This window comes from Phormidium sp. CCY1219, from assembly GCF_035615515.1.
Classification (GTDB): domain Bacteria; phylum Cyanobacteriota; class Cyanobacteriia; order Cyanobacteriales; family Laspinemataceae; genus CCY1219.
On sequence record NZ_JAJENT010000287.1, the window covers coordinates 1 to 24481 of the forward strand.

19 protein-coding genes are annotated in these 24481 nt (G+C 50.5%); 6 read left to right on the forward strand and 13 right to left on the reverse strand.

All coding sequences use genetic code 11. From position 1 onward, the window contains the following. Positions 1-517: 517 nt before the first annotated feature. Positions 518-2998 carry a phosphoribosylformylglycinamidine synthase subunit PurL gene (gene purL, locus LKK83_RS04400; protein ID WP_324629677.1) on the forward strand — a complete coding sequence of 827 codons (2481 nt, stop codon included), beginning with the start codon at positions 518-520 and terminating at the stop codon, positions 2996-2998. Further along, positions 2995-4518, forward strand: a complete 1524-nt coding sequence (purF, locus tag LKK83_RS04405) for an amidophosphoribosyltransferase (protein WP_324629678.1) — start codon at positions 2995-2997, stop codon at positions 4516-4518. The genes purL and purF overlap by 4 nt, the downstream gene beginning before the upstream one ends. 93 nt (positions 4519-4611) lie before the next feature. On the opposite strand, the gene LKK83_RS04410 is transcribed toward purF, so the two are convergent. Continuing rightward, complete coding sequence (locus LKK83_RS04410; RefSeq protein ID WP_324629679.1) at positions 4612-5232, reverse strand: chorismate lyase; 621 nt, start codon at positions 5230-5232, stop codon at positions 4612-4614. 223 nt (positions 5233-5455) lie between these two features. On the opposite strand from LKK83_RS04410, the gene LKK83_RS04415 reads away from it, so the two are divergent. Continuing rightward, on the forward strand, positions 5456-9193 hold the full coding sequence (locus tag LKK83_RS04415) for a helicase-related protein (RefSeq protein WP_324629680.1): 3738 nt from the start codon (positions 5456-5458) through the stop codon (positions 9191-9193). Positions 9194-9412: 219 nt separating this feature from the next. Here the strand turns inward: LKK83_RS04415 and LKK83_RS04420 are convergent, their stop codons facing one another. From LKK83_RS04420 to uvrC, 3 genes are read right to left on the reverse strand one after another with little or no spacing between them, the layout of a single operon-like run. After that, positions 9413-9559 (reverse strand): hypothetical protein, encoded by a 147-nt coding sequence (locus LKK83_RS04420; protein WP_324629681.1) that lies wholly within the window; start codon positions 9557-9559, stop codon positions 9413-9415. Continuing rightward, positions 9540-10127 (reverse strand): hypothetical protein, encoded by a 588-nt coding sequence (locus LKK83_RS04425; RefSeq protein WP_324629682.1) that lies wholly within the window; start codon positions 10125-10127, stop codon positions 9540-9542. The genes LKK83_RS04420 and LKK83_RS04425 overlap by 20 nt, the downstream gene beginning before the upstream one ends. After that, entirely contained in the window at positions 10124-12067 is a 1944-nt protein-coding gene (gene uvrC, locus LKK83_RS04430; protein ID WP_324629696.1) for an excinuclease ABC subunit UvrC, read from the reverse strand. The genes LKK83_RS04425 and uvrC overlap by 4 nt, the downstream gene beginning before the upstream one ends. Positions 12068-12295: 228 nt before the next feature. On the opposite strand from uvrC, the gene LKK83_RS04435 reads away from it, so the two are divergent. Further along, positions 12296-13063: a CPBP family intramembrane glutamic endopeptidase gene (locus tag LKK83_RS04435; RefSeq protein WP_324629683.1), complete on the forward strand. Its 768-nt coding sequence runs from the start codon at positions 12296-12298 to the stop codon at positions 13061-13063. A 304-nt stretch (positions 13064-13367) separates the two neighbouring features. Beyond that, positions 13368-15188: a M3 family oligoendopeptidase gene (locus tag LKK83_RS04440; RefSeq protein ID WP_324629684.1), complete on the forward strand. Its 1821-nt coding sequence runs from the start codon at positions 13368-13370 to the stop codon at positions 15186-15188. 272 nt (positions 15189-15460) lie between these two features. On the opposite strand, the gene LKK83_RS04445 is transcribed toward LKK83_RS04440, so the two are convergent. The 3 genes from LKK83_RS04445 to LKK83_RS04455 all read right to left on the reverse strand — a co-directional run bounded on the left by LKK83_RS04445 (position 15461) and on the right by LKK83_RS04455 (position 16791). Continuing rightward, positions 15461-16225, reverse strand: coding sequence for an HpsJ family protein (locus LKK83_RS04445; protein ID WP_324629685.1), 765 nt, complete (start codon positions 16223-16225; stop codon positions 15461-15463). Positions 16226-16265: 40 nt separating this feature from the next. Further along, complete coding sequence (locus tag LKK83_RS04450; RefSeq protein ID WP_324629686.1) at positions 16266-16505, reverse strand: hypothetical protein; 240 nt, start codon at positions 16503-16505, stop codon at positions 16266-16268. 151 nt (positions 16506-16656) lie between these two features. After that, positions 16657-16791, reverse strand: coding sequence for a hypothetical protein (locus tag LKK83_RS04455; protein ID WP_324629688.1), 135 nt, complete (start codon positions 16789-16791; stop codon positions 16657-16659). A 140-nt stretch (positions 16792-16931) separates the two neighbouring features. Between LKK83_RS04455 and LKK83_RS04460 the strand changes: the two genes are divergently transcribed. Then, a complete protein-coding gene (locus tag LKK83_RS04460; RefSeq protein WP_324629689.1) occupies positions 16932-17540 on the forward strand; it encodes a hypothetical protein in 609 nt (202 codons plus the stop codon). Positions 17541-17803: 263 nt separating this feature from the next. Here LKK83_RS04460 and LKK83_RS04465 read toward each other — a convergent pair whose 3' ends face one another. From LKK83_RS04465 to LKK83_RS04490, 6 genes are all read right to left on the reverse strand, one after another. Next, complete coding sequence (locus LKK83_RS04465) at positions 17804-18625, reverse strand: NF038130 family PEP-CTERM protein (protein ID WP_324629690.1); 822 nt, start codon at positions 18623-18625, stop codon at positions 17804-17806. A gap of 440 nt (positions 18626-19065) precedes the next feature. Continuing rightward, positions 19066-20253 carry an LL-diaminopimelate aminotransferase gene (locus LKK83_RS04470; RefSeq protein ID WP_324629691.1) on the reverse strand — a complete coding sequence of 396 codons (1188 nt, stop codon included), beginning with the start codon at positions 20251-20253 and terminating at the stop codon, positions 19066-19068. Positions 20254-20292: 39 nt separating this feature from the next. Continuing rightward, entirely contained in the window at positions 20293-20616 is a 324-nt protein-coding gene (locus tag LKK83_RS04475; RefSeq protein WP_324629692.1) for a thioredoxin family protein, read from the reverse strand. Between the two features lie 217 nt (positions 20617-20833). After that, complete coding sequence (locus LKK83_RS04480) at positions 20834-21601, reverse strand: PspA/IM30 family protein (protein WP_324629693.1); 768 nt, start codon at positions 21599-21601, stop codon at positions 20834-20836. Positions 21602-22137: 536 nt separating this feature from the next. Continuing rightward, entirely contained in the window at positions 22138-22899 is a 762-nt protein-coding gene (locus tag LKK83_RS04485; protein WP_324629697.1) for a PspA/IM30 family protein, read from the reverse strand. 108 nt (positions 22900-23007) lie between these two features. Further along, positions 23008-24339, reverse strand: a complete 1332-nt coding sequence (locus tag LKK83_RS04490) for a hypothetical protein (RefSeq protein WP_324629694.1) — start codon at positions 24337-24339, stop codon at positions 23008-23010. Positions 24340-24481: the final 142 nt, after the last annotated feature.

The following is a 24481-nucleotide window of genomic DNA, read 5'->3' on the forward strand; positions in this document are numbered from 1 at the left end:
TTTTTTCCACCGATCGCGTGGTGGTGGTGAAATATAGCAGGTCTGTTGCTTGATGCGATCCGCAGCCGAATAGTCCCCACCGCGTTTGCACCTCCGAGGTAAAAAATTCGTTACCTCACTCATATGAGAACTGCTATAAGCAAGGGTGCAAATTATTTTGCTATTGAGGGGGAGGCGGAGCCTCGGTAGGGGGTTCCCAGGCGGGAGCCTAGGAACGAGTTAAAACGAGTTAAACGAGTTAAACTGCTTTTTTATTCCATTTTTTTTCATGCTGGAATGATGCTAAAAATCGGGAGAGACCGGGTACTGTGGTGTGCTGACAGGGGGTGGTTCGCTTGCAGGGAGATGGACTGCCGGGGAGGCGCAGAGGCGGGGAGGGTTGCCCAGGAGCCGGAGAAAGAGGGAAACGAACTGGGCGAGCAGCGCTGGCAATTGTTAGGAAAACCTGTAAATCGGCGCGATCGCGAAAAATCCCGATAAAATAAATCTGCTGTACGTTTGGTGCAACTGCCTATCCATGTCTGCAATATCAAGCGCTCCGTTTCCGCCAGAAGAAATAGCAGCCGAAGGGTTAAAACCCGAAGAATATGAAGAAATCGTCAAACGGCTAGGGCGTCATCCCAACAAAGCCGAATTAGGAATGTTCGGCGTCATGTGGTCGGAGCATTGCTGCTACAAAAACTCCCGACCCCTGCTCAAACAATTTCCCACCACAGGCGATCGCATCCTAGTCGGACCGGGGGAAAATGCCGGCATCGTAGACTTGGGAGACGGAGTGCGCCTTGCCTTTAAAATCGAATCCCACAACCATCCCAGCGCGATCGAACCCTATCAAGGAGCCGCCACCGGGGTCGGCGGGATTCTGCGCGACATCTTCACAATGGGCGCGCGTCCGATCGCCGTCTTGAATTCCCTGCGCTTCGGGTCCCTCACCGATGCCCGCACCCGCCGGATTTTCGAGGGCGTCGTCGCCGGCATCAGCGGCTATGGCAACAGCGTCGGCGTACCCACCGTAGGCGGCGAAGTTTACTTCGACCCCGCCTACACCGGCAATCCCCTGGTCAACGTCATGGCCCTAGGCATCATGGAAACCCCAGAAATCGTCAAATCTGGGGCATCCGGCATTGGCAACCCAGTGCTTTACGTCGGGTCCACCACCGGCAGAGATGGCATGGGCGGCGCGAGTTTCGCCAGTGCCGAACTCACCGATAAATCTGCCGACGATCGCCCCGCCGTGCAAGTGGGCGACCCCTTCCTGGAAAAATCCCTGATCGAAGCCTGCCTAGAAGCCTTCAAAACCGGCGCAGTAGTAGCCGCCCAAGATATGGGAGCGGCGGGCATTACCTGCTCCACCTCAGAAATGGCCGCCAAAGGCAACCTGGGCATCGAACTCGATTTAGATTTAGTCCCGGTCCGCGAAACCGGCATGGTACCCTACGAATTCCTGCTCTCGGAATCCCAAGAAAGAATGCTCTTCGTCGCCGAAAAAGGTCGCGAAGGAGAACTGATCGATATCTTCCACAAATGGGGACTGCATGCCGTAGTCGCCGGCAAGGTCATCCCAGAACCTCGGGTGCGAATTCTCTATCACGGGCAAGTCGCCGCCGATGTACCTTCCACCGCATTAGCTGACGATACGCCGATTTATCATCGAGAAGTGCCCCGCGAAGCGCCAGAGTATGCGAAAAAAGCCTGGGCCTGGACCCCGGATGCGCTGCCCCCTTGCAATCCAGGGGGAATCGAACTCTCGGGGGGGCAAACCAGTTGGAATGATATCCTGCTGCAATTGTTAGATACCCCCACGATCGCCTCGAAGCGGTGGGTGTACCGACAATACGATCGCCAAGTGCAAAACAACACCATGATGATTCCCGGCGGTGCCGATGCGGCGGTGGTGCGCTTGCGTCCGCAAGAGTTTTCCGCCCCTACGGGGATTTCCGGGGCAGCCGCCACGGGAGATACCGCCACGCCCTACACCCGTGGGGTCGCCGCTACGGTGGATTGCAATGCCCGCTACGTTTATCTCGACCCTTATGAAGGGGCAAAGGCAGTGGTGGCAGAAGCGGCGCGCAATCTCAGTTGTGTGGGTGCCTTACCGGTGGCGGTGACGGATAATCTGAATTTCGGCAGTCCGGAAAAACCGGTGGGGTACTGGCAATTGGCGTCCGCTTGTCAGGGCATTGCTGAAGCTTGCGGGGAATTTGGTACCCCGGTGACTGGGGGGAATGTGTCCCTGTACAACGAAACTCTGGATGCTAATGGGAATCCGACGCCGATTTATCCCACGCCGGTGATTGGCATGGTGGGGGCGATCGCTTCCCTCGAACGCATCTGCTCTCAAGGATGGCACAGCGTCGGCGATACGATTTATTTGTTGGGATTGCCGGTGAGTTCTCAATTGCCTCACCTGTCTCTGGGGGGTTCGGAATATTTGGCGGGGGTTCACGGTTTGGTGGCCGGCAAACCGCCTCGGGTGGATTATGATTTGGAACGGCAGGTCCAGGAGGCTTGTCGCTATGGCATCGCCCAAGGATGGGTGCGATCGGCTCACGATTGTGCGGAAGGCGGATTGGCGGTTGCCCTGGCGGAAAGCTGCATTGGCGGCAATTTGGGAGCGGCGATCGCTTTGTCGCTCCAAGGGGGAGATAAGGAAAGCGAAACCGCATCATCAGAAATCCAAAACTCGACCCAACGCTGGGATGAAATTTTATTCGCCGAAGGCGGTGCCCGAATTGTAGTCTCTGTATCGTCGCATCATGTGGCAATTTGGGAATCTTATCTACAGAAACAGTTAGGGGAAAATTGGGAAAAAATTGGCCGTGTCGAAGGATCCGATATGGGTTTACGGGTTCTTACGGTTGATAACCTTCCCTTAATCAAGGTTAGTATGACAGTGATGAGCGATCGCTGGTCTAATGCCATCGAACGCCGCTTGTCTGCAAACCCGGACATTCCCCGTCAATCGACTATACCCAACAGGAGCGAAGCCGAAGCATGATTTCCAATCATCCCCAGCCCTCTGACGCGCAATCGAAAAATATTGTCAATGGCGACCCAGACGAAAGCACCACTGCCGACATTTCACCCCTTCCGGATAAACCAGAAGAAGCTTGTGGCGTGTTTGGGGTGTATGCTCCGGGCGAAGATGTGGCAAAACTGACCTATTTTGGGTTGTATGCTCTGCAGCACCGGGGTCAGGAATCTGCCGGGATTGCTACCTTCGATCGCAATCGTCAGGTGCATCTACATAAAAATATGGGGTTAGTGTCCCAAGTTTTTAACGAAGAAATTCTGGAACGCTTGCCCGGGGACTTGGCGGTGGGACATACCCGCTATTCCACCACCGGATCTTCCCGGGTGCTGAACGCTCAACCGGCAGTGGTGGACACCCGCTTGGGAGCTTTAGCACTAGCACATAATGGCAATCTTGTCAATACTGCGAACCTGCACCACAAGCTCACGGCGCAGAATTGCAATCTAGTGACAACGACGGATTCGGAAATGATCGCGATCGCGATCGGGTTGGAAGTAGACAAGGGCAAAGATTGGCTAGATGCCACTATCAGCGCATTTCAACAGTGCGAGGGAGCCTATAGTCTGGCGATCGCAACTCCCCAAGGGGTCATGGGAGCCAGGGACCCCCACGGCATCCGTCCCTTGGCGATCGGCTTTTTCAATACCCACCCCAAACGCTATGTCCTCGCCTCGGAAACCTGCGCCTTCGATATCATCGGTGCCGAATACCTCCGCGATGTGGAACCGGGCGAACTGGTTTGGATTACTGAGGAAGGTCTCGCCTCGTTTCACTGGAGCCAAAAACCACAGCGCAAACTCTGTATCTTCGAGAAGATTTATTTCTCTCGCCCCGATAGCATGATGAATGACGAAACCCTGTATAGCTATCGCCTGCGGATCGGACGCCAACTGGCCCGGGAATCTCCCGCCGATGTGGATATCATCGTCGGCGTGCCAGACTCCGGTATCCCCGCCGCGATCGGGTTCTCTCAAGAATCGGAAATCCCCTACGCGGAAGGATTGATCAAAAATCGTTATGTGGGACGCACGTTTATCCAACCCACCCAAAGTATGCGCGAATCCGGTATCCGCATGAAACTTAACCCCCTCAAAGATGTCCTCGTCGGCAAGCGCGTCTTGATGGTGGATGACTCTATCGTGCGCGGTACCACGAGCTATAAAATCGTTAAAGCCCTGCGCGATGCCGGTGCCACGGAAGTTCACATGCGAATTTCTTCCCCCCCCGTCACTCACCCCTGCTTCTACGGTATCGATACCGATACTCAAGATCAGCTCATCGCCGCCACACAATCCGTGGCCGAAATTAAGGCGAAAATCGGCGTCGATTCTCTCGCCTATCTCAGTTGGGAGGGAATGCTAAACGCCACCAACGAAGACCCGAATAGTTTCTGTTCGGCTTGTTTTACCGGGGATTACCCCATCTCTATCCCAGATAATGTCAAACGCTCTAAACTGATTCTGGAAAAAATGGCCAAGGCGTAAACTCGCATCGGTCAATGGGTTAAATTGAGAATTAAGAATTAAGAATTGAAAAAACAGTTGTTAGATAATTTCTGAATTCTTAATTCTTAATTCTTATTTTTTGGTCGGCCCGAGATAGGTGGTTAAATACGGAGAAAATACTTCGTAAATTAATGTCAAGGGCTTTTTTCGATGCCAAAATAAGTAATGCCTTCCCCAAAACGGTCCAGGTTCGCCAAAGGCTTTTTCTAACGCTTCTGAATCACCGTAGTGAATCCCTTGTACGTCTCGATAGAGTTCCGTGTGCAAGCGCGAAAGACTCTCCCAAATCGGAATAGAACGGTTTTGTAAATACTCGTCCACGTGACTCGCCTCCCACCAAGAAACGGCATAGGCTAACCGCTGCCCGGATTCTGTGCGTAGCCACACCTGTCGCCGCAGTCTCGGGCCGGGCACCGAGGCGATCGGATCCGGCGCGCCATCAGCGCTCATGCCAATCGGAGACATATCGATTACATCCACTTCCGTCTGCTTTCTCGTAAGCAGTTTCAGGTGACGAGTGGGGGAACCGTCTCCAAGCAATAAAATCTGCCACGCCGGCGCAAGGCGATCGTGGGGAAGTCCCTCCCGCACCACCTCCTCCCCTCCTTCCCAAATCGGGTTGAGGGCATACCAGCTTTTGGGTAGGGTCGCAGAATCTGTCGTTCTCGATGTTGCACTCAAGGGTCTTAACATAACTTAACGCCTAGTTCATCATAACGCCCTTTGTCAATCGCTTTGCGTCCCTTAACTCCCCAATAGCAAGCAAATCCCATCCCCTCCATTCTCAGCGCATCATTTCCCTCCCGCAATGCTACAGAAATTATCCCTGATTCGCGCAGAAAAATTAACCCCCACCAAATACTTCCCCCGACGCAAAATATGGTATCATAAAAACTTTATATAGCAACTTTAGCGGATGACACAAAAAACCAATATCGCAGAACAACTCGGGCGTTTGTTTGAAGTCGGATTTAATATCGGCATTCTTGCCTATATAGACCGATACGCCATCTCCCACCATTTCGCAGACAAATATCGGCAGGATTTGCAACAACTGCAACTCCGGAAAATTGCCAAGCGCATTGTAAAAGACAGCAAACTCATCGAATTAAAAAATATCGATATCGTCCAACAATGGAGCCGATTTTTTATTCAAAAAGGCTTTCTGGCAGGGTTGAACTTTTTCCGCGAGTACCTGCATTCGATGGGATTGCAAGAAAAGCAGCTCAAACGGTTAGAAATTCTCTACTATCAGTGCAGTTTTTCTGGAGAAAACAGCATCGGCACCTACAGCAAAGCCGCACAGAAGGAATATGAGGCATTATTATCTCAGTTTGGCGAAATCAATCATCGCGATCGCATAATTAACCAATACGCAAAAAAAGGCGAATTTCTCAGATCCGATACCTTGATGCTCCTGCGCTATCGTCAGCAGTTTCGCATTCTCTGCGTGGATTTATCTATCTTTTCGGTCAAATCTGCCGAAGATATCTTAGCGTTAGATAATGTAGAAGTGATGCGGCAATTATTGATGAGCGAATTGAGCTATCTGCGCTCGAAAAGTGTATTTTCCAAGCTGCGGATCGACACGGGAACGACGCCGGAACTGGGGGTGGATTTTTCCAAAGACCTCCGACAATATTTTACCGCATTTAAGCGCCAAGATAAAGAAAGTACCAAATTAATTCAAGCTGCTTCCTACGCCCACAGCTTTTATAACTTTTTACAAGAAAATGCCCGATTGCCCGCTGATGCATCTGTGATGTTTAATGTAGTGGGATATAGCGATCGCAACGTCAACAGCATCGCCCTACATCCGGAAAATCTCGATGTGCTAGCCACCTGCGCTACAATTTATAAAAACGAACCCCCACAGTCAGAAATCCACCGCGCCCGTCAGCAGGTTTTGCAGCAGATTCAGCGAAGTGCGGCGCGCAGTTTTAACAATGGCAAAACCTTGGTGAATGCTTTATCGGAAAAACCTTTAGCAGAAAAGGGCGATCGCATCACCCAGGTGGTTCATCAAGAATGCATTGCCGACTTTTTCAACTCCCTGGGAACCATTTCCCCAGAATTAGCCGCCCAGTTGCAAATTCCACCCGGGTTAACCCTGCGAAATGCTCATGCGGAACTAATTAAAAAATCCCTGGTTTCTTCAGATACCTATCTCTTTTTAACCGGGAATCCCGGAATTGGCAAAACTACCGCGATCGCCAACTTCCTGCAAGCACACACCAACGAAGGCTTTTTATTTTTCTACGTCAGTCCGCGCAAACAAGTCAACCTGGATATTATCGAAAAATTCAAATCGCCGCAAACGGGACAATTCTCCGACGATCGCTTATTTTCCCTGACCACTAATTCGGTGATTATTCAAGACAACAATGGGCGTCCGACGCTTCACTATCAGTCTAATCAACGGCAAAATAATTTTACCGCCAATACCCTCCAATTTATTAACGCCGCCAATGTCAATCCCGCGAATATGCACCAGAATTCTACCCGATTACAGCAAATTACCGAGGATAGGTTTCGCGATCGCGGTCAGCGTTGCGCCGGAGTAATGAAGACAATTTGCGAGGGAATTCATACCGCGATCGCCGACAACTTGTCCAACACTATTATCGCCACCGTTTCCATTCAGTCCTTGCGCGTCACTCCCAACGGAAGAAACACCCTAGACCACTTAACAAATATCTTTAAATCTGCCTACAACAGCAGAGATAACCGAGTCATTCCCGCAAAAATACGCCAAATTTCCCAGCGCATTAAGCATATTTTTATCATGGTAGATGAAATCACCGGCGACGATAGCGGCGCATCGTTTTTAAGCGGAATTGACAAGTGGTTGCACCAATATCAACTAACCGACCCACAGCATGGATTCAATACGAAAGTCATTGTCGCCGATGCTTCGATTGTAGACCCGGAAGTTATCCATCAGCATCTTTCGGAAACCTCACCAGAACCGGATAAAATTTATTTTCGCCTCGCAAAACAACCTGCTGCATCACTTTCAATGCAACCGTTTCAGTTTAAGCAAAAGCAAAAGTTAGGCGCAAGGGTGATTAATGCCAACTCTTATCCGGCGCGAAGTTTGCAAGTCACGTATAAGGTGTTTTTCCAATGTGTGAAATTTAAACCGACACTGTTTCAAGCAAAAGAAAAACCGTTAATTCAAGCAGTACAACGGAAAATTACGGAAGATATTCTCGGGTTGTTAGATAATCCCGCAGCAGGTCAACTGTTGGTGTACGTTCAGGATAAACGGCGGTTGCAAGAACTCATCGAAACTATTCGCGATCGCCGCCAGCAGTTCGATCCGGATGTGCATTATTTGGAAATTCACGCCAATCTCTCGGAAGCGGAAAAACGCAAAATCCAATACTACAAACAAGAGGTACAAGTGGTGTTTATGACCTCTTCCGCCAGTCGCGGGTTGTCGTTTCCCAAAGCAAAGCACATTCTGGTGGAAATTCCCCGCTTTCAAATCGAACGCAACCTGATGGAGGTGATTCAGGTGATTTATCGGGCGCGGGGAGAATATTGGGAGGATGGTAATGTTAAAACTCTGGACAATGAGGACAAGTTTCTGTGTTTTTATTTATGCGATCGCGCCATTTATTACCCGAAAACGCTGGAAATGTCTGAGGATAATTACGCCCAAGAGCGAAAAATTTCTCTGCAAGAAAGCATCCTCAGCATGTTGAATATTCTGCTAATTTTGAAAATTTCGATAATGACCCGGATTTGGGGCGCGGGACGTTTGGGAAGAAAAGACTGTTTGATGATTCCCATCGGGGGTAAATCGGTTTCCGCCGCCGGAACCACCTTTACCGGGCAAATGACGAATTTAATTCGAGAATTGAAAAACGAGTATCGTCGCAAACCGAGTCATAAAATTTTACGGGATGTGTTTAGCAGTTTGCAAGGAATTCTCGAAACAGCAGAATTCCTGTTAATTCAGGAGAAAAAAGCATCAGAAAATCAGTGTGTTTCTTATCTGTCGTTGCGAAAAGATTTCCAGCGCGAATTTGCCAATTTCGGAGGTTCCCTGGATCGGTTATTGGCATTTGGCAATTTGGAAGCGGGTCATCTGACGGGGAATTTGCTCGTGGTTCCGATAAAACAGCGTTTAGAAGAAATATACGAAATTCGTTTGGAACAGCAGATTAGAAGGTATGCGAATCGCCAACTGCTGGAAAAAATGAATAAGATTAGCCGAAGTCCGCAATATGCGGAAAATCTGCGATCGGGAATTCGAGACGGGGCGATGGAGTTGGTGAAGTTACTCGAAGGACAATGCGATCGCACCCAATGGTTCGAACAGTACAGCGAAAACAGCGATCGCTATTATGCTTTACCGTTATTTGCCTTAGTTAAACCTAACGTACTGAGCGAATATTTTAAGACCAATCCCCACGAGGAAGAAGACAGGGAATTTCGAACCCTACTCTCTCGGTATGTTTATTCCCTTTATCCCTCTTACGACATACTTCCCATTGGGCGAAAATATCGCGAATTTCCCTTCCTGATTTTTAGAAGTTACAGCTTAGCACAACTGCGGGAAAAAATGTTTACCGATAAGTATTTGCTGAATTCTTCCGAGTTAAATGTGCTAAACCTAATTTTAGCTAAAGAGTCGCGAGATTAACCGCTTTTTTTACATTGATTCCGGCGAATATGATATAATACAAATCCGGGTTGCAAACCTTTCTTTAAATAGTGGGTTGGATTCCATGCATTTCGGTGCGTGACCCCCCGAATTGGAGCGGGGGACATTGCACAACCGCATCCCGGGGGTCACACACCCTACCCTGGATCGTTTTAATCCATGCATTTAGTCGATAAAAAAAGGATTTTGATGCTAAAATCAGCGCAACTTGTCCGGCGTTACCGGATAGCGTTGTTCTAATTTTTTCACGAGGTAAAGTAAGGCGGAATAGAGGATTAAGATTTCCCCCAGGGTTTCAAATCCTTCCTCTAGGGCGACTCTGACTTTATCCGCAAAAAACGCCACAAATGTGCGATTGGGGAAAAACAAGGACAGGAGGGGTTGCAAGAAGAATGTATTTGAAAATTTCCCAGAAAAATGCCCCAAAAATCGCGATCGCCAGTCCCGCTATACCGATTAGCATGCAAGTGCGGGAAAAATACCAGACCGATTTAAAATCTCGGTAAAACCCGATGCCTACCATGACAATTAACGAACTATAAATCACAATCCAGTATTTCGTTCCCACAATGGGAATTAAACTATGAAATCCCAGATGCAGTTTGAACAGTTCGTCCAATCCGGCGTAAAAAATCAAAGCGGCGATCGTTAGCCAAAAACGGCGCGTCGGACGTTCGGAAGGGGTTCTCGGTACCCAAGCTAACCCGAAAAAAATCAAGCTAATCGACAGAATAATCAGCGCTTGAAATACCGTGGAAAAGGTCATGCGACCATCCATATCAAAGAAGGAAAACGGTTGTCGCGTCAGCAAAATACTGCCGAGATAAATAATGATAATGCCAATTTCCAAGGCGATCGCAGTGCCGATCGCCACATCGATCGCGCGTTTCAGGATTTTCGGATTTACGTTCATGGGTGGAAATAATCGTAAATTTCTTGTGCCAGACGCGGCCCAATTCCGGGTACCTCAGCGAGTTGCCCAGGAGTGGCAATACTAATATAGTCGATGGAATGAAAATGCGCCAGCAATCGTTTTTGCCGTTCAAATCCCAACCCGGAAATTTCATCCAAGCGCGATCGCCGCATTCGTTCTGTGCGTTGTTGGCGGTGAAATGTTACGGCAAATCGGTGCGCTTCGTCGCGCAACCGTCGCAACAATTGCACCCCAGGTCTATCCGGATCCGCATTCACGGGCAAAGATTCTCCCGGTTGGAAGACCTCCTCACGCTGTTTCGCTAAACTCACCACCGCTACATCCGAGAGCAGATCCATCTCCCGCAGCACTTCCACCACCGCCGAGAGTTGACCTTTTCCCCCATCGATCGTTACCAGATCCGGCATCTCGGCCCTGGGGTCGATTTGCCCGCTTTCCTGCTTGCTTTTTGCCGCCTCCCGGAAGCGACGACGGATGACTTCGGCGAGACTGGCAAAGTCATCGGAATGACCCGATCGCACTTCTGGATTGCGGATTTTGTAGCGACGATAGTGCTGCTTGGCGCTCATACCATCCAGGAACACCACCCGCGACGCCACCGCATCCGACCCCTGTACGTGAGAAATATCGTACCCTTCCAGACGACGGGGCAATTCCGGCAAATCCAGCATTTCTGCTAAATCTTGCATCGCTTCGGTATTGCGATCGCTCAGTCGTTTCATCCGCGCTAATTCGTAGTCGGCATTCTTTTCCACCATCTCAATTAATTCAGCTTTGCTTTGCCGTTGTGGCGCAAAAATCGCCACTTTTCGACCTTTGCGATCGCTCAACCAATCCCCTAACATTTCCGCCTCGGGTAACTCATACTGCACCAGAATTTCCGTGGGAATTTCCACCGACTCCACATTCTGATAGTGCTCCTCTAAAACCCGCTGCAAAATTAACCCCAATTCTGCCACTTTTTCCCCGGCATTTTCTCCCCTCAACTCCATCTCATCCCCCGGATTTGTGGCAGAAGTCGTCCCGCATTCCGCCACAAATCCCAACCGTCCCACCAATTGGCCGGCCCGAATTTGAAATAACTGCACGCAAGCGCGATCGCCATCACTTGCTAGGGCGATCGCATCCCGAGACACCGTATCCGAAGGCAAAGAAACTTTTTGTGCCGCATTCAACGACTTTAACCCAGCAATGCGATCGCGAATCTTCGCCGCCTGTTCAAAATTTAACGCCGCCGCCGCCGCTTCCATTTGCGCGGTTAATATCTCGATTAATTCCTCCGTTCGACCTTGAAACACCATCGCCACTTTTTGCACGATTTGCCGATACTCTGCTGGCGAAATCAACGCTTGACAAACCCCCGGACAGCGCCCGATATCGTAGTTCAAACAGGGACGGTCTTTAAACAAGGGTTGGGGACGCTGGCGCAACGGAAAAATGCGCTTGACTAAATTCACGGTACTCCTCAATACTCCTGCATCTACATAAGGGCCGTAATAGCGGTCTTTTGCACTGCTGCGTTTGCGCTTGCGGGTGATAAAAATTCGCGGATAGTCTTCCGACCAAGTAATGCACAAATAGGGATATTTTTTATCATCTTTCAGCAATACGTTAAAATACGGTTGGTGCTGCTTCACTAGGTTGGCTTCCAGTGCTAACGCTTCCGCTTCAGTATCGGTGACGATGAATTCGATATCCCCTACCTGCTGCACCATCATGGAAATTCGCGGACTCAAAGGTTGGGAAGCGCGGAAATAAGACCGCACCCGAGAACGCAGTTTTTTCGACTTGCCAATATAAAGGATGCGATCGCTGGCGTCTCGCATCAAATACACCCCCGGATCCGGCGGGATTTCTTGCAGTCGCTGTTCCAGGCGATCGGGGTTTTTCAGCAGCGGTTCGGTTTGGCTAGATTGCATCACCATCAGTTGTTAATTTACCAATTTTCAAGGTTTTTTTTACCCTCCAGGCTTCTGGTTCTATTTTAGCAAATCCACCCCAGCGGCAACCGGGCGAAAACCCCTTGCGCCTCGGCTGCTTTTTCAGGTAGGCTGCAAATTGTAGTCAACTGCACTTGACAACGGCGTTTTTTCTGCTAAAGTCTATTTAAACTGGGTAAATTTGCGGCTCAAAAGGAACCCTGGCCAATGACCAATGACCTAGACCAATCCAAAAAACAACGCCCTACAGGACCTTGGGGAATCGGGGCAACAATTGGATTTTCTGTAGTGGTGGCGATCGCCTACTTACTCACTCAAGTTGCCGTATCGATTTTATTCCTCGTTTTGAGTGTAGATACCCTCGGGGATATTAATGCAGAAAAACTGCAAAGCTTATCGGAAAACGGATTGTTAAATACCTTAGCTTTTATTGCCTCTGGCACTGTGGGACTCGGGTTAACCTGGTGGTTTGCCAAGATGCGAGAAAATTATCCCGTGGAAGAGTATTTGAGCCTGAAAAAACCAAACCCCAAACAACTGGGAAAATGGCTGTTAATTATCCTCGCCTTTCTCCTCGCCTCTGACGCCCTCACCTATTTTTTCCCTCCTCCCATTGTCCCGGAATGGACCGTCAAACTTTACCAAACGGCGGGCTTTCTACCGTTATTATATTTCGCCGTGGCGATCGTCGCACCCATTTTTGAGGAAATTTTCTTTCGCGGCTTTTTATTTGAGGGATTTCGCGCCTCTCCCTTGGGAAATACCGGCGCTTTAGCCATTTCTGCACTGAGTTGGGCGATCGTTCACCTGCAATATGACGCCTACTATATTTTTATCATCGCCATCTTCGGGCTAATTCTCGGCTATGCGCGGCTGAAAACCCAGTCGATTTACGTTCCCATCGCCATGCATGGGCTAAATAATTTAATCGCCCTCATCGAAACCGCAATTTACTTACAATTCTTCGCTCAATAATCTTATAAAACCCCCACCCTTCGTGACTCTGGAAAAGGGGAAAATGCGGGTTCAATCTAGCTATATATATGGCGGCACAGATTCCCACAGTAAAATAGTAACCCACCAACGTGCTTTTGTCAACCGCAAATTCCAGAAAGGCTAAAAATGACCGCCTTTAGCCCACTTTCGGAAGACTGGTAGGCGGGGAAATCCCCACCCTCTCCTAGGTTGAGCGTAATTCCCGACCCATTGCGTAACTCCTATGTCAAAAAAATCTATCATAATAAAACAGTAAGCAAAAACAGCACCAAGGAGGGTTATTTTGGTTCAAACCCCACAATCGCCAGCGATCGCCAATCTAGAAACCCCGCAAGAATGGGACTTGTCGGACCTTTACCAAAGCTTCGACGACCCCCAACTCCATCAAGATTTAGATAGCCTCCAACAACGCGCCGATGAGTTTCGCCGCGCCTATCGGGGGAAAGTAGCCGCACTCAACCCGCAAGACATCGCCAATGCCTTGCGCCAACTCGAAAGCATCGGGCAAAAATCCGGCTACGTTTATGCCTATCCGTCCCTGATTTTTGCCGCCGATACCCGCAACAGCGAAGCAAAGCAATTTCTCGATAAAGTCATGGAAGCCCTGACCGAAATCGAGAACCAACTGCTATTTTTCGACCTAGAACTACAGCAAATTACTGAAGATAAATTCCAGGGCTTACTCGCCGCCCCAGAATTGGCAACCTATACCCATTACTTGCAGCGAATTGCCGAATTTCGCCCGCACAAACTCTCGGAAGAAATCGAACAAACCCGCAACCAAGACAGTCTCACGGGACGACAAGCCTTCATACAACTGCGATCGGTTCACCTCGGGGAACAAGAATACGAACCCGTCACCACCCCCGACGGCAAAACCTCCAGCACAGAAGCCGAACTCAGCGCCCTGCTGTTTCATCCCTCACCAGACGTGCGGTATAATGCCTACCAATCCGTGCGAAAGGTACTCAAACAGCACAACTCCCTATATGGCTTCGTGGTCAACACGATCGCCCAAGACCATCGCATCGAAAGTCAGATGCGGCGTTACCCCTCCACCTTGCACAAGCAATTGTTGGCCGATGAAGTCTCCGAATCGGTCTTCCGCGCGATTATGGAAGGCACTGCCAGTCGCTTTGAACTGTTCGATCGCTATTATAAACTCAAAGGCGAGGCACTGGGTGAAAAAATCCGCATCTGCGATATCTACGCCCCCTGGACTCGCTTAGACGAGGAACCCCTACCCCCAGTGAAATATAATGCCGGGGTGGAAACCTTGCTCGCAGCATTACAAGAATTTGACGTCAACTATGCCCGACGGGCAGAAGAATTTTTCCTGAAAAACTGGATCGATGCCAAAGTGCGACCCGGAAAGCGCGGCGGTGCCTTTTGCGCCTATTCTCACGGCAAACACAGTTATCTGCTGCTCTCCTACACCGAGGATTACAATTCCCTGTTTACCCTCGCCCACGAAATGGGACATGGACTGCACTTTGCCTGGATCGATGCCGCACAATCCTATTATAACAGCAATCCGCCCCTGGTTTTGGCAGAAATTGCCTCCACATTTAACGAACTGCTGCTGTTGGATTACCTGCTGAAAACCTCTACCGATAACAAGTCGCTGATGAAATCCCTGCTGACTCGCCAGCTAGAGGATCAGCTTAATTTGTTGTTCCGGCAAAGCACAATTAGTCGGCTAGAAATGGCAATTCACGATCGCGCCAAACAAGGCAGTTTCGATGCCCAATTCGTCAACGAGAAATGGATGGAACTCTATGGCAAACTCTGCGGCGATGCGGTGGAATTACTGCCAGAACATCAGTATGACTGGGCGCGCATCGGTCATATCTTCTTCAAACCCTTCTACTGCTATCAGTACACCGCCTCCAATATTGTCAGTTTAGCTTGCTACCAGAAATATCGGGAAATCGGCAAGGAGTTTATTCCCGGATATCTGGAATTACTGGCAGCCGGTGGCAGTCTGAATCAAGTAGAAGCCCTGCGGAAATATGTGGATGTGGATATCGAAAATCCCGAAACCATCGCCAGTGCGCTAGACTACATTGAGGGATTGTTAGATAAACTGCAAGCCAGTTTGTAAGCGATCGCGGCGAATTGTGGAAAAGTGCTAGAGCATTGGTTCGGGATTAGCGCCAATCCCAACTTTCTCCCTAGCACCGCCTGTAGGCACAGGGCGTGCCCTGTGCCCCTACATTTCATCTGCATCGCGATCGCTCGTTCCCCCAGGAGGAAACGCCTACCAGCGCTACCGCCTCTCCGGAATAAATATACTTGCATAATTGGCACCCTTACTTTTGATTGCACCCACGTTCTAGAAAGCGTCTGCTGGAGGCGATCGCCATTAAAAAACACTTAGCCCCTCGGTCTTTGAACTCGCTTTTTCTTCTTTAATCCTCCCCAAGCAATCGCAATATAACAGCTTGCTAAAAGCAAACTATTCGCCCCAATTCGCACGCTAGACTTGAGCGCTGCTAGAGTGGCGCTGGATTCGGCTTCTTGCTTGCGTTTGGCAATTTCTTTTTTCAAATTTTCCCGAATCCGTTCGATTTGTTCTTCCAAAGCCTCTGGATCTTCGCGAAACTCTTCCAACCGCGCTAATTGTTCTGCACTCAAGCCATCGCGACTGACAAAATCATTCAGATTCGGATCGTTCGACAGCAGAGCATTAATTTGGTTTTGTTGTTGTTGCAAGCGGCTTTCGAGTTGTTCTTCAGTCTGAATCGATTCTCGCTCGATTCGGGCAAAGGTTTGCGATCGCGCCGCAAAAACATTCGCGATATGTAACGGCACTAATAGCAAAAACACAATGCTAAAAATAGTAGAAATTAAAAAAATCCACGCTTTTAAATCCGACCAAGGTTTGCGCGGTGGAGAGGCTACCCCGACGATATTCTCAAACGCATAGCCGGCAAATACCAACCCCATTCCGAGAAGGGGAACGATACCCCGTTCCACAAACTCCGTGGTCATTCTCACCCGCCAGTCCACTTCTCCCAGTTGTAGGGGAATCGGTAGCATTATATAATCGATCGCCGACACTAAAATTAACACCAGCCCCGCTAATTTTAGCACTTGGGCAGCTCTCAGGGAAATTTGCGTAGGATTGGTTGCTTTCATCTCTAATTGACCCAAATAGTTGTTTCCTTTATAGCAAGCTTCAATCGTTGCAACGCCGACTCGAACGCCCAGAAGCCCCCACCCTGAAGGATTTAACCCCCTTCCGAACCCGATCGCCGCCGCCGATGGACAATACACCCTGCACCGAGTCTACCCCCTGACGCGATCGGAAGAAAACTGCCCAGGCGATCGCTTCTGTGGTAATTCCCCGGCGCGATCGCTTCATCCCCCACAGCCCTTTTCCCACCTCCCCGCGCCAAACGCTCTCTGGATCCAACAAAAACCACCCCTGCCCTCCCTGGCGATATGGGACACTTTATTTTTAATGGTTAAACAATCGCAATCTTTTCGTTTCCGCACCCTCGGTTTTTCCTATCGCTTCCACAACTTTACCAAAACTTCATAAAACTTCCCCCTTGTCGATCCCTTTCTTATTGATTTGACCCATTGACGAAGGGGTTTTTACTGGATAAGATGGGAACGTACAACCAGCGCAAACAACGCTCAAATTCTCCCAGACTCCACTGAGTCAGGTTCTCAATCGCCCCTGCAAAAAACTCTGGCATAACTTCCTAGAGGAATGCGATTCGGCAATCTACTCCGACGCGCAGCCTCGGCGATTGAAAAACCACTTTTGTCCGATCGAACCGAATCGGCCATTAATATTCATAACTATTGCCAGTATTTTTTTTTGAGAGATTTACCGATGAAACAAATTCTAGCCGCGATCGCAGGAGCAGCCCTCTTAGCAATGGGAACCGCAGCACCCGCCGCCAGCTTTCCCTCCTTAGGCGACGACAGCGATTCAGACCTCCAAGCTCTCATCGATGAAGGCTTGAGCTTCGAGCAACAAATCTTCGGGGAAATGATAGCTATGGATCTAAATATTACCCTCGACCAGCTTCTCGCCGAACCCACTCAAATGGATGGCTTATATGCCGGCGATAGCTATTCCGAAACCGATACGCCAAGCGGGTTGGGGGTTTACACGAAAGACGGTTGTACCGTGGATGCCGGTTGTGCGCTCAAAGCCATTGGCTTAACCCTCACCTTTAAATGTGCTGGATCCGGCACCGACCCCGAAGCGTGGGCCAACTGCGTGAAAGACAAGGACTTCGACGCCTATCTCGCCGCTTCAGCCTGTACCTACGGCAATTGTCCCGCCTTCAGCAGCGTCCCCGGCCAAAATGTCCTGACCTGCCAACAAAATCCCACCACTCCGGTACTCGCCGGCAGCAGTTTCCTCCCCTTACCCACCACCCTCAATCAAGGATCCAGCGAATCCCTGAATATCGATATCCTACAACAAGGATAGCAAGAACAAACATCCATACCTAGGGCAACGATGGATTTCCATTTTTATCTTTATTTAAGTGCAACCCACCCTGTCTTTCGGGAGGGTTTTTTTATTGCCCCGATTTGGCGCGATCGACCTCTCCCTAACAATTCCCCACCGTAGAGTGCCCTAGGAAAGCAAAGCTCTGGTGGGAAGATAACAACATGCCTTCGCAACCCTTATCCGCTGCGAAGGCATCAACCAAACAGGCGCGATCGCACCTGCTTTATTTCCTCACCAATCTAGACTTCGGCATTTTCCTTATTTGCTTTGCGCTTTTTGCTCGCCGCCAGCAAACCACCCACAGCCATTAAACCGAGCATGGTAGAAGGTTCCGGAACCGAAACCTCGGGTTGGAATCCGAAACTGTACAGTGCGCTGTGAGAAACGCCATCGGCTCTGTCAACTAACCCCGAATCTTCTCCCTGTCCGAACGCATAGAAATAATCCGTTTTGCCACCGTACTCCACCTTCACCACTTCGCTCATCTTTAACCCCGTTTCGTGATTCAGGTGTCCGGCAAGGGCAAAATTGATATAGCCATTCTCATCTTGGCTCACCGAGGCAATATTCGGGTCGCTGAAGCGTTGGAAGCCTCCTTTCATACCCCAACCGAAAAAGGCGAAGGCCTTATTCGGGGTGGGTGACACGGCTTTCAAGCCACTGTCCAAATTATTCCAAGCGGCGTCAAACCAGTCCCACTTTAAGCTCTGACCGTTGCCATCTAAATCGCTATTCCAGTCATCTTCCGTCAGACTGCTGAAGGTAATCTCTTGTCCGTTGAGCAAACCGGTGAGAGTGGTTGCATTTTGAAAGTCTGCAGTGCCGGCGTGTGTGGTGTTACCACCAAGTTCGATGTTCCCTCCACCCAAAAGAGCTTTTTGCCAATTCTGCGCCGTATTGTCGGTCAGAAAGGTGTTGGTATCGTCTGCATCATAGGTTAGATGAGTGCCATTCACTTGCGGGTCGGTCAGGCTGCCGGCCAGCGCGGGGGCGGTGCCGATCGCTCCAATACCCACTGCCACCGAGGCGGCGATCGAAAGTTTGTTGATAAGTCCTGCCATAATCTTTGTCTCCTGTAACTCCTGTCAGTTGAACGGGGTCGTCCCGGCTGCGATCGGATTGTCTCTGCTTTCTATTCTTATTAAACTCTACTTTTTTTAGTGGGGCTGCGATCGCGATCGCATCTTATTGGCGATCGAACTAAATTACTCGAGTCATGCACCCTGTGAAAACTGCTTGCCCCCTGCGCCAGCATAAATTTGGTTTAACCCATGCTTTTGCTTATCGAGACGCGCCTTCCGGCTCAACTAATCCTAGCCTATCCGAGAATTTCTTGCGTGACAATAAAGTTCTTGTAGAGTTGAATAAAGTTTTTATGAAGACTGTGCAAAGTTTCCGCCGGTGAGGGAAAAAAGGGAATTTTTTGGCGGATAATTGCCGCATATATAACGCAAACCACCGATGAGATAGCCCCATCGGTGGTTCAAACAGTGGATTTTCTTTACCTTGCCGAAGCCTGCAAAAACTCAGCGATCCGCTCCACCGCCCGTTCCAGAACCGATGGATCCTGAACCAAGGCAAATCGCACGTACCCTTCCCCAGCTTTACCAAATCCGGCACCGGGAGAGGCAGCCACCCCAGTTTGCTCCACCATTTGGGTGCAAAAAGCCACCGAATCGTTTGCCCAGGCTGACGGCAGTTTCGCCCAAACGTACATGGTAGACTGGGGCATGGGCAACTGCCAGCCGATGCGGTTGAGTGCGCCCACAAAGGCATTGCGGCGATCGCGGAAGCCTTCCACCGTCTCTTTCACCGAAGCTTGAGAGCCGCTCAGAGCAGCGATCGCCCCATTCAGAATCCCCTGATATTGGTTGAAGTCGATCGCGGCTTTCACCTGTCGCAGAGCCAAAATCAACTCCGGATTGCCAATCGCGTAGCCGATCCGCAACCCGCCCATATTGTAGGACTTGGACAGGCTAAAAAACTCGATCGAGCAGGTTTTCTGCGGATCCGCTTGCAACACCGACGGGGCAACTGCCGAGGGTTCACCTTCAAACACCAAGTCAGCGTAGGGGAAATCGTGAACCAGCACCAAGTCATGTTGCTGACAAAAAGCAACCGCTTTTTGGAAAAAGGACAACGGCGCGATCGCAGTCGTTGGATTGTGCGGATAGCTCAGCACCATCATCCGCGCTTGTTCGAGTACCGCAGGCGGAATATCCTCAAATACCGGCAAAAACCCATTGGACTCCTGCAGGGGCATCGGATAAATCTGACCGCTGGCTAAATACACCCCACCGGAATGAGAGGGATATCCTGGATCCATCAGCAGGGCAAAATCCCCAGGATTTAAAATCGCCAAGGGTAAATGGGCGGTGCCTTCCTGGGAACCGATCAGGGCCAGCACCTCGGTTTGCGGATCCACCTCAACCCCGTAGCGATTGGTGTACCAGCGTGCGGCAGCTTCCCGAAAGGCTTGGGTGCGGTGAAACAGCACGTAGCCGTGGCTTGCCGGATCCGGCAGGGAAGTGGCGATCGCCGCGATCGTGTGTTCGGCAGGGGGTTGCTTGGACGACCCCAGAGATAAATCGATGATTTCATGTCCGGCTGCTTTTGCCCTTGCCTTCGCATTATCCATATCCGCAAAGACATTAGAGCGCAGAGGTTCTAAACGTTTGGCAAACTGCATGGCTATTTACGGGGGAGAAGAGAACGGGGAAATTAAGTATCACAGGTGGGTATCGAGGAAGCTGGTGAGTCCTTGTTTGGTAATCGCCCCTTCATGGGAAGCAATCAACTGCCCGTTTTGAAACAGTCTCAGGGCCGGCACCCCTTCCACTTGGCATTTTTTTACCGCCTCTGGATTGGGATCGACTTCCAGTTTGAGGACATTCAGGCGATCGCCATATTCATCTGCCGCCCACTCCACGGAAGGCGACACCAGACGACAAGGGCCACACCAACTCGCCCAAAAGTAGGCCAATACTGGCTTTGTGGCTTTTTCTAGCTCTACATCAAATTCGCTATCGGTAATTGTTTTAATGCTGCTCATGCCACCCGCTATAAATCACTCATTACTAGATTATCTGCAAGCCGACCCCTAGATAACCCCTCGGCAGTCACAATCTCATAATTCTTAAAAAAACTTAATATTTCGCGACACTCAAGTGGCAATGGGAAACGCCTCAAGCGTTAGCTGAAAGTAACCTGGGGCAATTTGCCACCGCACAACCGCTTGAGGCGTCAAAAAATTGAAAGTAAACAACACCCTACATGTTGTTAAGTTCGTTTCGCAGGCGATCGAGTTCGTCATCCACCTCAGACTTCTGCGCGCCGCCGCCTTCTTCCGAGGCAGGTAGGGCTTGTTGCGAAGGAGAAGCCCCGCTGAGCTGGGCTTTCATCGCGCTGAGCTCGTCATCCACATCGCTGCCGGCTTCCAGTTGAGCAAACTGGTCATCCAGACTGGATCCACCAATTTCCGCCGCCGCTTGAGAGCGCGCTTCCATTTGCAACACTTTCTCTTCCATGCGCTCAAACGCCGCCATCGAACCACCGGTATTAATCGAACCCAGGGTACTTTGCAGTTGTTCGTTCGCCTTGGCAGCTTGTGCCCGCGCCTTGAGCATGTTTTTCTTCGTTTTGGCTTCAGAAATCTTGCTTTCCAAGCCGATCAGGTTGCGCTTCAGGTTTTCTACCTGATTGATTTGCCCATCGAGCTGCTCTTTCAGTGTCGCAGCAGTATCCGAGTGAGACTTTTTGCGAACCAGGGCTTCCCGGGCGAGATTTTCATCTCCTTTTTGCAGCGCAAGCTGAGCGCGCTGCTGCCACGTATTGGCTTCATTGTTGGCTTGCTCGTACTGTTTCTGAGTGCGTTTTTGGTTAGCAATGGCACTGGCAACAGCTTGGCGTAGCTGCACCAAGTCTTCCTGCATATCTATAATAGATTGCTCTAGGACTTTCTCGGGGTCTTCCGCCTTGCTGACCATATCATTCAGGTTGGCTTTGACGACTCGGCTAATGCGATCGAACAATCCCATGATTTTCTGTTTCCTTTTCGGGTTTACAAGATAATTCCTAGCTTCTGGCCGACGGCCTTCTACTATTAATGTACTCGCTGGCAACGAGAAAGTAACAACGCTCTCCCGGGTTGGCGCGGTTCATGCACGCAGATTTTCCGAAGGCGGGCGATCGCTCCGGTTGCAGCAGAAGAGTTCTGCTCGTTTCAACACTTCATCGCCTCCTCGGTTGCGCCCGAAATATTTCAGCTACAGCGATCGCGCTGGTGGGCGTTTCGGTCCGAGGGGACACAGGGGCGGTAGATGCAGCAACATCAGGAATAGAGCGATTGTTGGGGCTGGAGACTTGCGCGGGTCAAGTCAGTTTAAACAGTTTCAGTGTCAGATAAATATGATATTCTAGTATGTCTTTGCGCTTTAATTATAGGCAACTTTACGCTAAAACGTCACCCATAGCGATCGCCGCTACCGTTCTACCACCCCGGGAGTGACCACCGAGGCAAGTTTTCCCCACCAGTGGCCCGCCCCTGAGTGCGGGGGGAAGGAAACCCGCCCCGTCACGAGTCTTCCATTTCCGATCGCAGTTTTTCCAATTCTCCTTCGATTTCGGGATCTTTCCCCCCAGAAGCAGATCCGGTCAATTGCCCTTGGGTTTGGCTACCGCTGAGCATTTCTTCTTTCATCGATGTCAGTTCATCCTCCACCGCCCCACCGGATTCGAGAGAGGCAAATTTGCGATCGAGATCGTCGGTTCCAAGTTCGGCAACTGCCTCAGAACGCGCTTCCAGTTGCATGACTTTTTCTTCCATGCGCTCAAACGCCGCCATTGCCCCACCGGTGCCTACAGTGCCTAGCATTTCATTGAGTTTCTCGGATGCTTTCGCCGATCGCGCCCGCGCCAGATAAAGGTCTTTTTTCGTCTTCGCCTCGGCAATTTTACTTTCCAACCCGCGCATATTTTGCTTCAGGTTATCCACCACTGCCGTTTGCTGGTCGATTTGCGCCTTCATCCCATTGGCAGTATCTTGGTAGGACTTGCGCCGCGTCAGGGCTTCCCTGGCCAGGTTGTCATCCCCTTTTTGCAAGGCCAATTGGGCGCGGCGATACCATTCATCTGCCGTAGACTGAGCTTGCGAAAACTGACGTTCGGTGCGTTTTTGAGTCGCGATCGCCTGCGCCACCGCTTGCCGAAGTTGAATCAGATCCTCTTGCATGTCCATGACGGTTTGTTCGAGAATCTTTTCCGGGTCTTCAGCTTTATTAATCAAACTATTAATGTTGGCGCGAATCACTCTGATGATTCGGTCAAACAATCCCATAAACAACTCCATTTTTTTCCTAGTTTGGGAGCGCTTGGCCACTCGGGGACTTCACAGACCTCGGGCGCTCTTTAATATTATGGTATCGCACAGGACACCACTGCTGGCTTACGGCTGATACACCTGAGCATTCATCCCTTGCTGGGTCATCTGCTCCACCATCATCTTCGCCGACGCCTCATCTTCAAACGCCGCCACCTGAATTTTTACCCCAATCGGAAATTCGCGCACGTAAGCATCCGGCACCACCTGCCTTGCATTCCATAAGCTCTCACTATCTTGATAATCCATCACCACATAATAAAAATTGGGAAATGATTGCGTGCTGACTGAGGCTCCCGGTGCGGGACTCGGCGCGACACTGGTGGCGGGAATCTCTCCGGCGGCATTATTTGTCGGTGCTGGCTCGGATCCTTGAGTGCTGCTGGGGGGCAAAGAATCCGCCGGCTGGGCCGACTGGGTAAGATAATCGGTGTTGAGATTGCTCAATCCCGGCGAATTGCTGGGCGTTTCCCTTGGCGCTGCCGGTGCCGGGGTAGCTTGGGAATTCACCGGCACTTCCGGAAGCCCAGTTTCCCCCACCGGTGCTGACGAGGTGGCCGGTTCTTCCTGAATCGTTCCCAACTGTTCCAAATCTAATGGCTCAAATTGCGGATCGGTTAAATCTGGTGAAATCGACTCCGGTTTGCCAGGGTCGGAATTGCTGGCACTGTCCACCGTAGTCCCACCCGCACCTACCGTGGAATTCTCCGGAGGATTGACAAGTACATAGATTAACGTGGCGCTGGCAACCACAAACAGCAACATCGAGCCGATGCCTAAAGGAGTCCACAAGCTGTTTTGGGAGGCGTCTTTGTCCTGGCGAGAACGACGCTTTGTTGCTTTGGCTTCTTGTTCGTCTAAGGTTTTGACGAGTTTTTCTGAGGATTCGAGATAATCATCCGGGGTGGCGGGTTTGAAGGTGGAAATCAAAGCGCCACTGGTTTGCTCCTTCGGGGGGTTGGATTCCGCAGAGGCACTGGCGGAGCTTTCACCCGATCGCGCGCTTAATTCGCCATTTTCGCTCTCCGGAGCGATCGCTAATCGCACCACCTTGTTAGAACCGTTGCCATTGCTCTCCCCTTTGGATTGCCCTTCCACAAATCCGGGCAGTTCGAGGGCTTTATTCGAGTTGAGCTGTGGGGGAGCCTCTAGGGGGCGATCGCTGCTGCTGTGATTCGGACTGAGGGTGATTAAATCTAAGGAGTTCTGTTGCGTGGCTTGCCAACCGTTGCGCCCTTCCCCGGGTTCGACGGTTTCGCCGCGCTTTTGGCGTCGGTATCGGGTTAATTCTGCCTCGAGCTGCACGTCTAAGCTTTCCAATACCGCTTGCAACCCGGATTTTAACCGGGGGGTTTGAGACGATGTGGAGGGGGTTGGTTTTCCTGAGTGTTGATTCATCGAAAATTAGGGTTGGTAAAGGGACGGATGGAAACCCCTGTCATTCATGCACGGGGAGGAATCCTTCCCCTTACACAAACAGCAGCCCAACAGGGCTTCAATTGAAGCAATATTGATAACCATCTTTCCCCTGTACGCGGCT

Bases quoted from the DNA above. Each gene is read 5' to 3' on its own strand.
- purL (WP_324629677.1), top strand. From the start codon at position 518: ATGTCTGCAATATCAAGCGCTCCGTTTCCGCCAGAAGAAATAGCAGCC.
- purF (WP_324629678.1), top strand. From the start codon at position 2,995: ATGATTTCCAATCATCCCCAGCCCTCTGACGCGCAATCGAAAAATATT.
- LKK83_RS04410 (WP_324629679.1), bottom strand. From the start codon at position 5,232: ATGTTAAGACCCTTGAGTGCAACATCGAGAACGACAGATTCTGCGACC.
- LKK83_RS04415 (WP_324629680.1), top strand. From the start codon at position 5,456: ATGACACAAAAAACCAATATCGCAGAACAACTCGGGCGTTTGTTTGAA.
- LKK83_RS04425 (WP_324629682.1), bottom strand. From the start codon at position 10,127: ATGAACGTAAATCCGAAAATCCTGAAACGCGCGATCGATGTGGCGATC.
- uvrC (WP_324629696.1), bottom strand. From the start codon at position 12,067: ATGCAATCTAGCCAAACCGAACCGCTGCTGAAAAACCCCGATCGCCTG.
- LKK83_RS04435 (WP_324629683.1), top strand. From the start codon at position 12,296: ATGACCAATGACCTAGACCAATCCAAAAAACAACGCCCTACAGGACCT.
- LKK83_RS04445 (WP_324629685.1), bottom strand. From the start codon at position 16,225: ATGAAAGCAACCAATCCTACGCAAATTTCCCTGAGAGCTGCCCAAGTG.
- LKK83_RS04455 (WP_324629688.1), bottom strand. From the start codon at position 16,791: ATGCCAGAGTTTTTTGCAGGGGCGATTGAGAACCTGACTCAGTGGAGT.
- LKK83_RS04460 (WP_324629689.1), top strand. From the start codon at position 16,932: ATGAAACAAATTCTAGCCGCGATCGCAGGAGCAGCCCTCTTAGCAATG.
- LKK83_RS04465 (WP_324629690.1), bottom strand. From the start codon at position 18,625: ATGGCAGGACTTATCAACAAACTTTCGATCGCCGCCTCGGTGGCAGTG.
- LKK83_RS04470 (WP_324629691.1), bottom strand. From the start codon at position 20,253: ATGCAGTTTGCCAAACGTTTAGAACCTCTGCGCTCTAATGTCTTTGCG.
- LKK83_RS04475 (WP_324629692.1), bottom strand. From the start codon at position 20,616: ATGAGCAGCATTAAAACAATTACCGATAGCGAATTTGATGTAGAGCTA.
- LKK83_RS04480 (WP_324629693.1), bottom strand. From the start codon at position 21,601: ATGGGATTGTTCGATCGCATTAGCCGAGTCGTCAAAGCCAACCTGAAT.
- LKK83_RS04485 (WP_324629697.1), bottom strand. From the start codon at position 22,899: ATGGGATTGTTTGACCGAATCATCAGAGTGATTCGCGCCAACATTAAT.
- LKK83_RS04490 (WP_324629694.1), bottom strand. From the start codon at position 24,339: ATGAATCAACACTCAGGAAAACCAACCCCCTCCACATCGTCTCAAACC.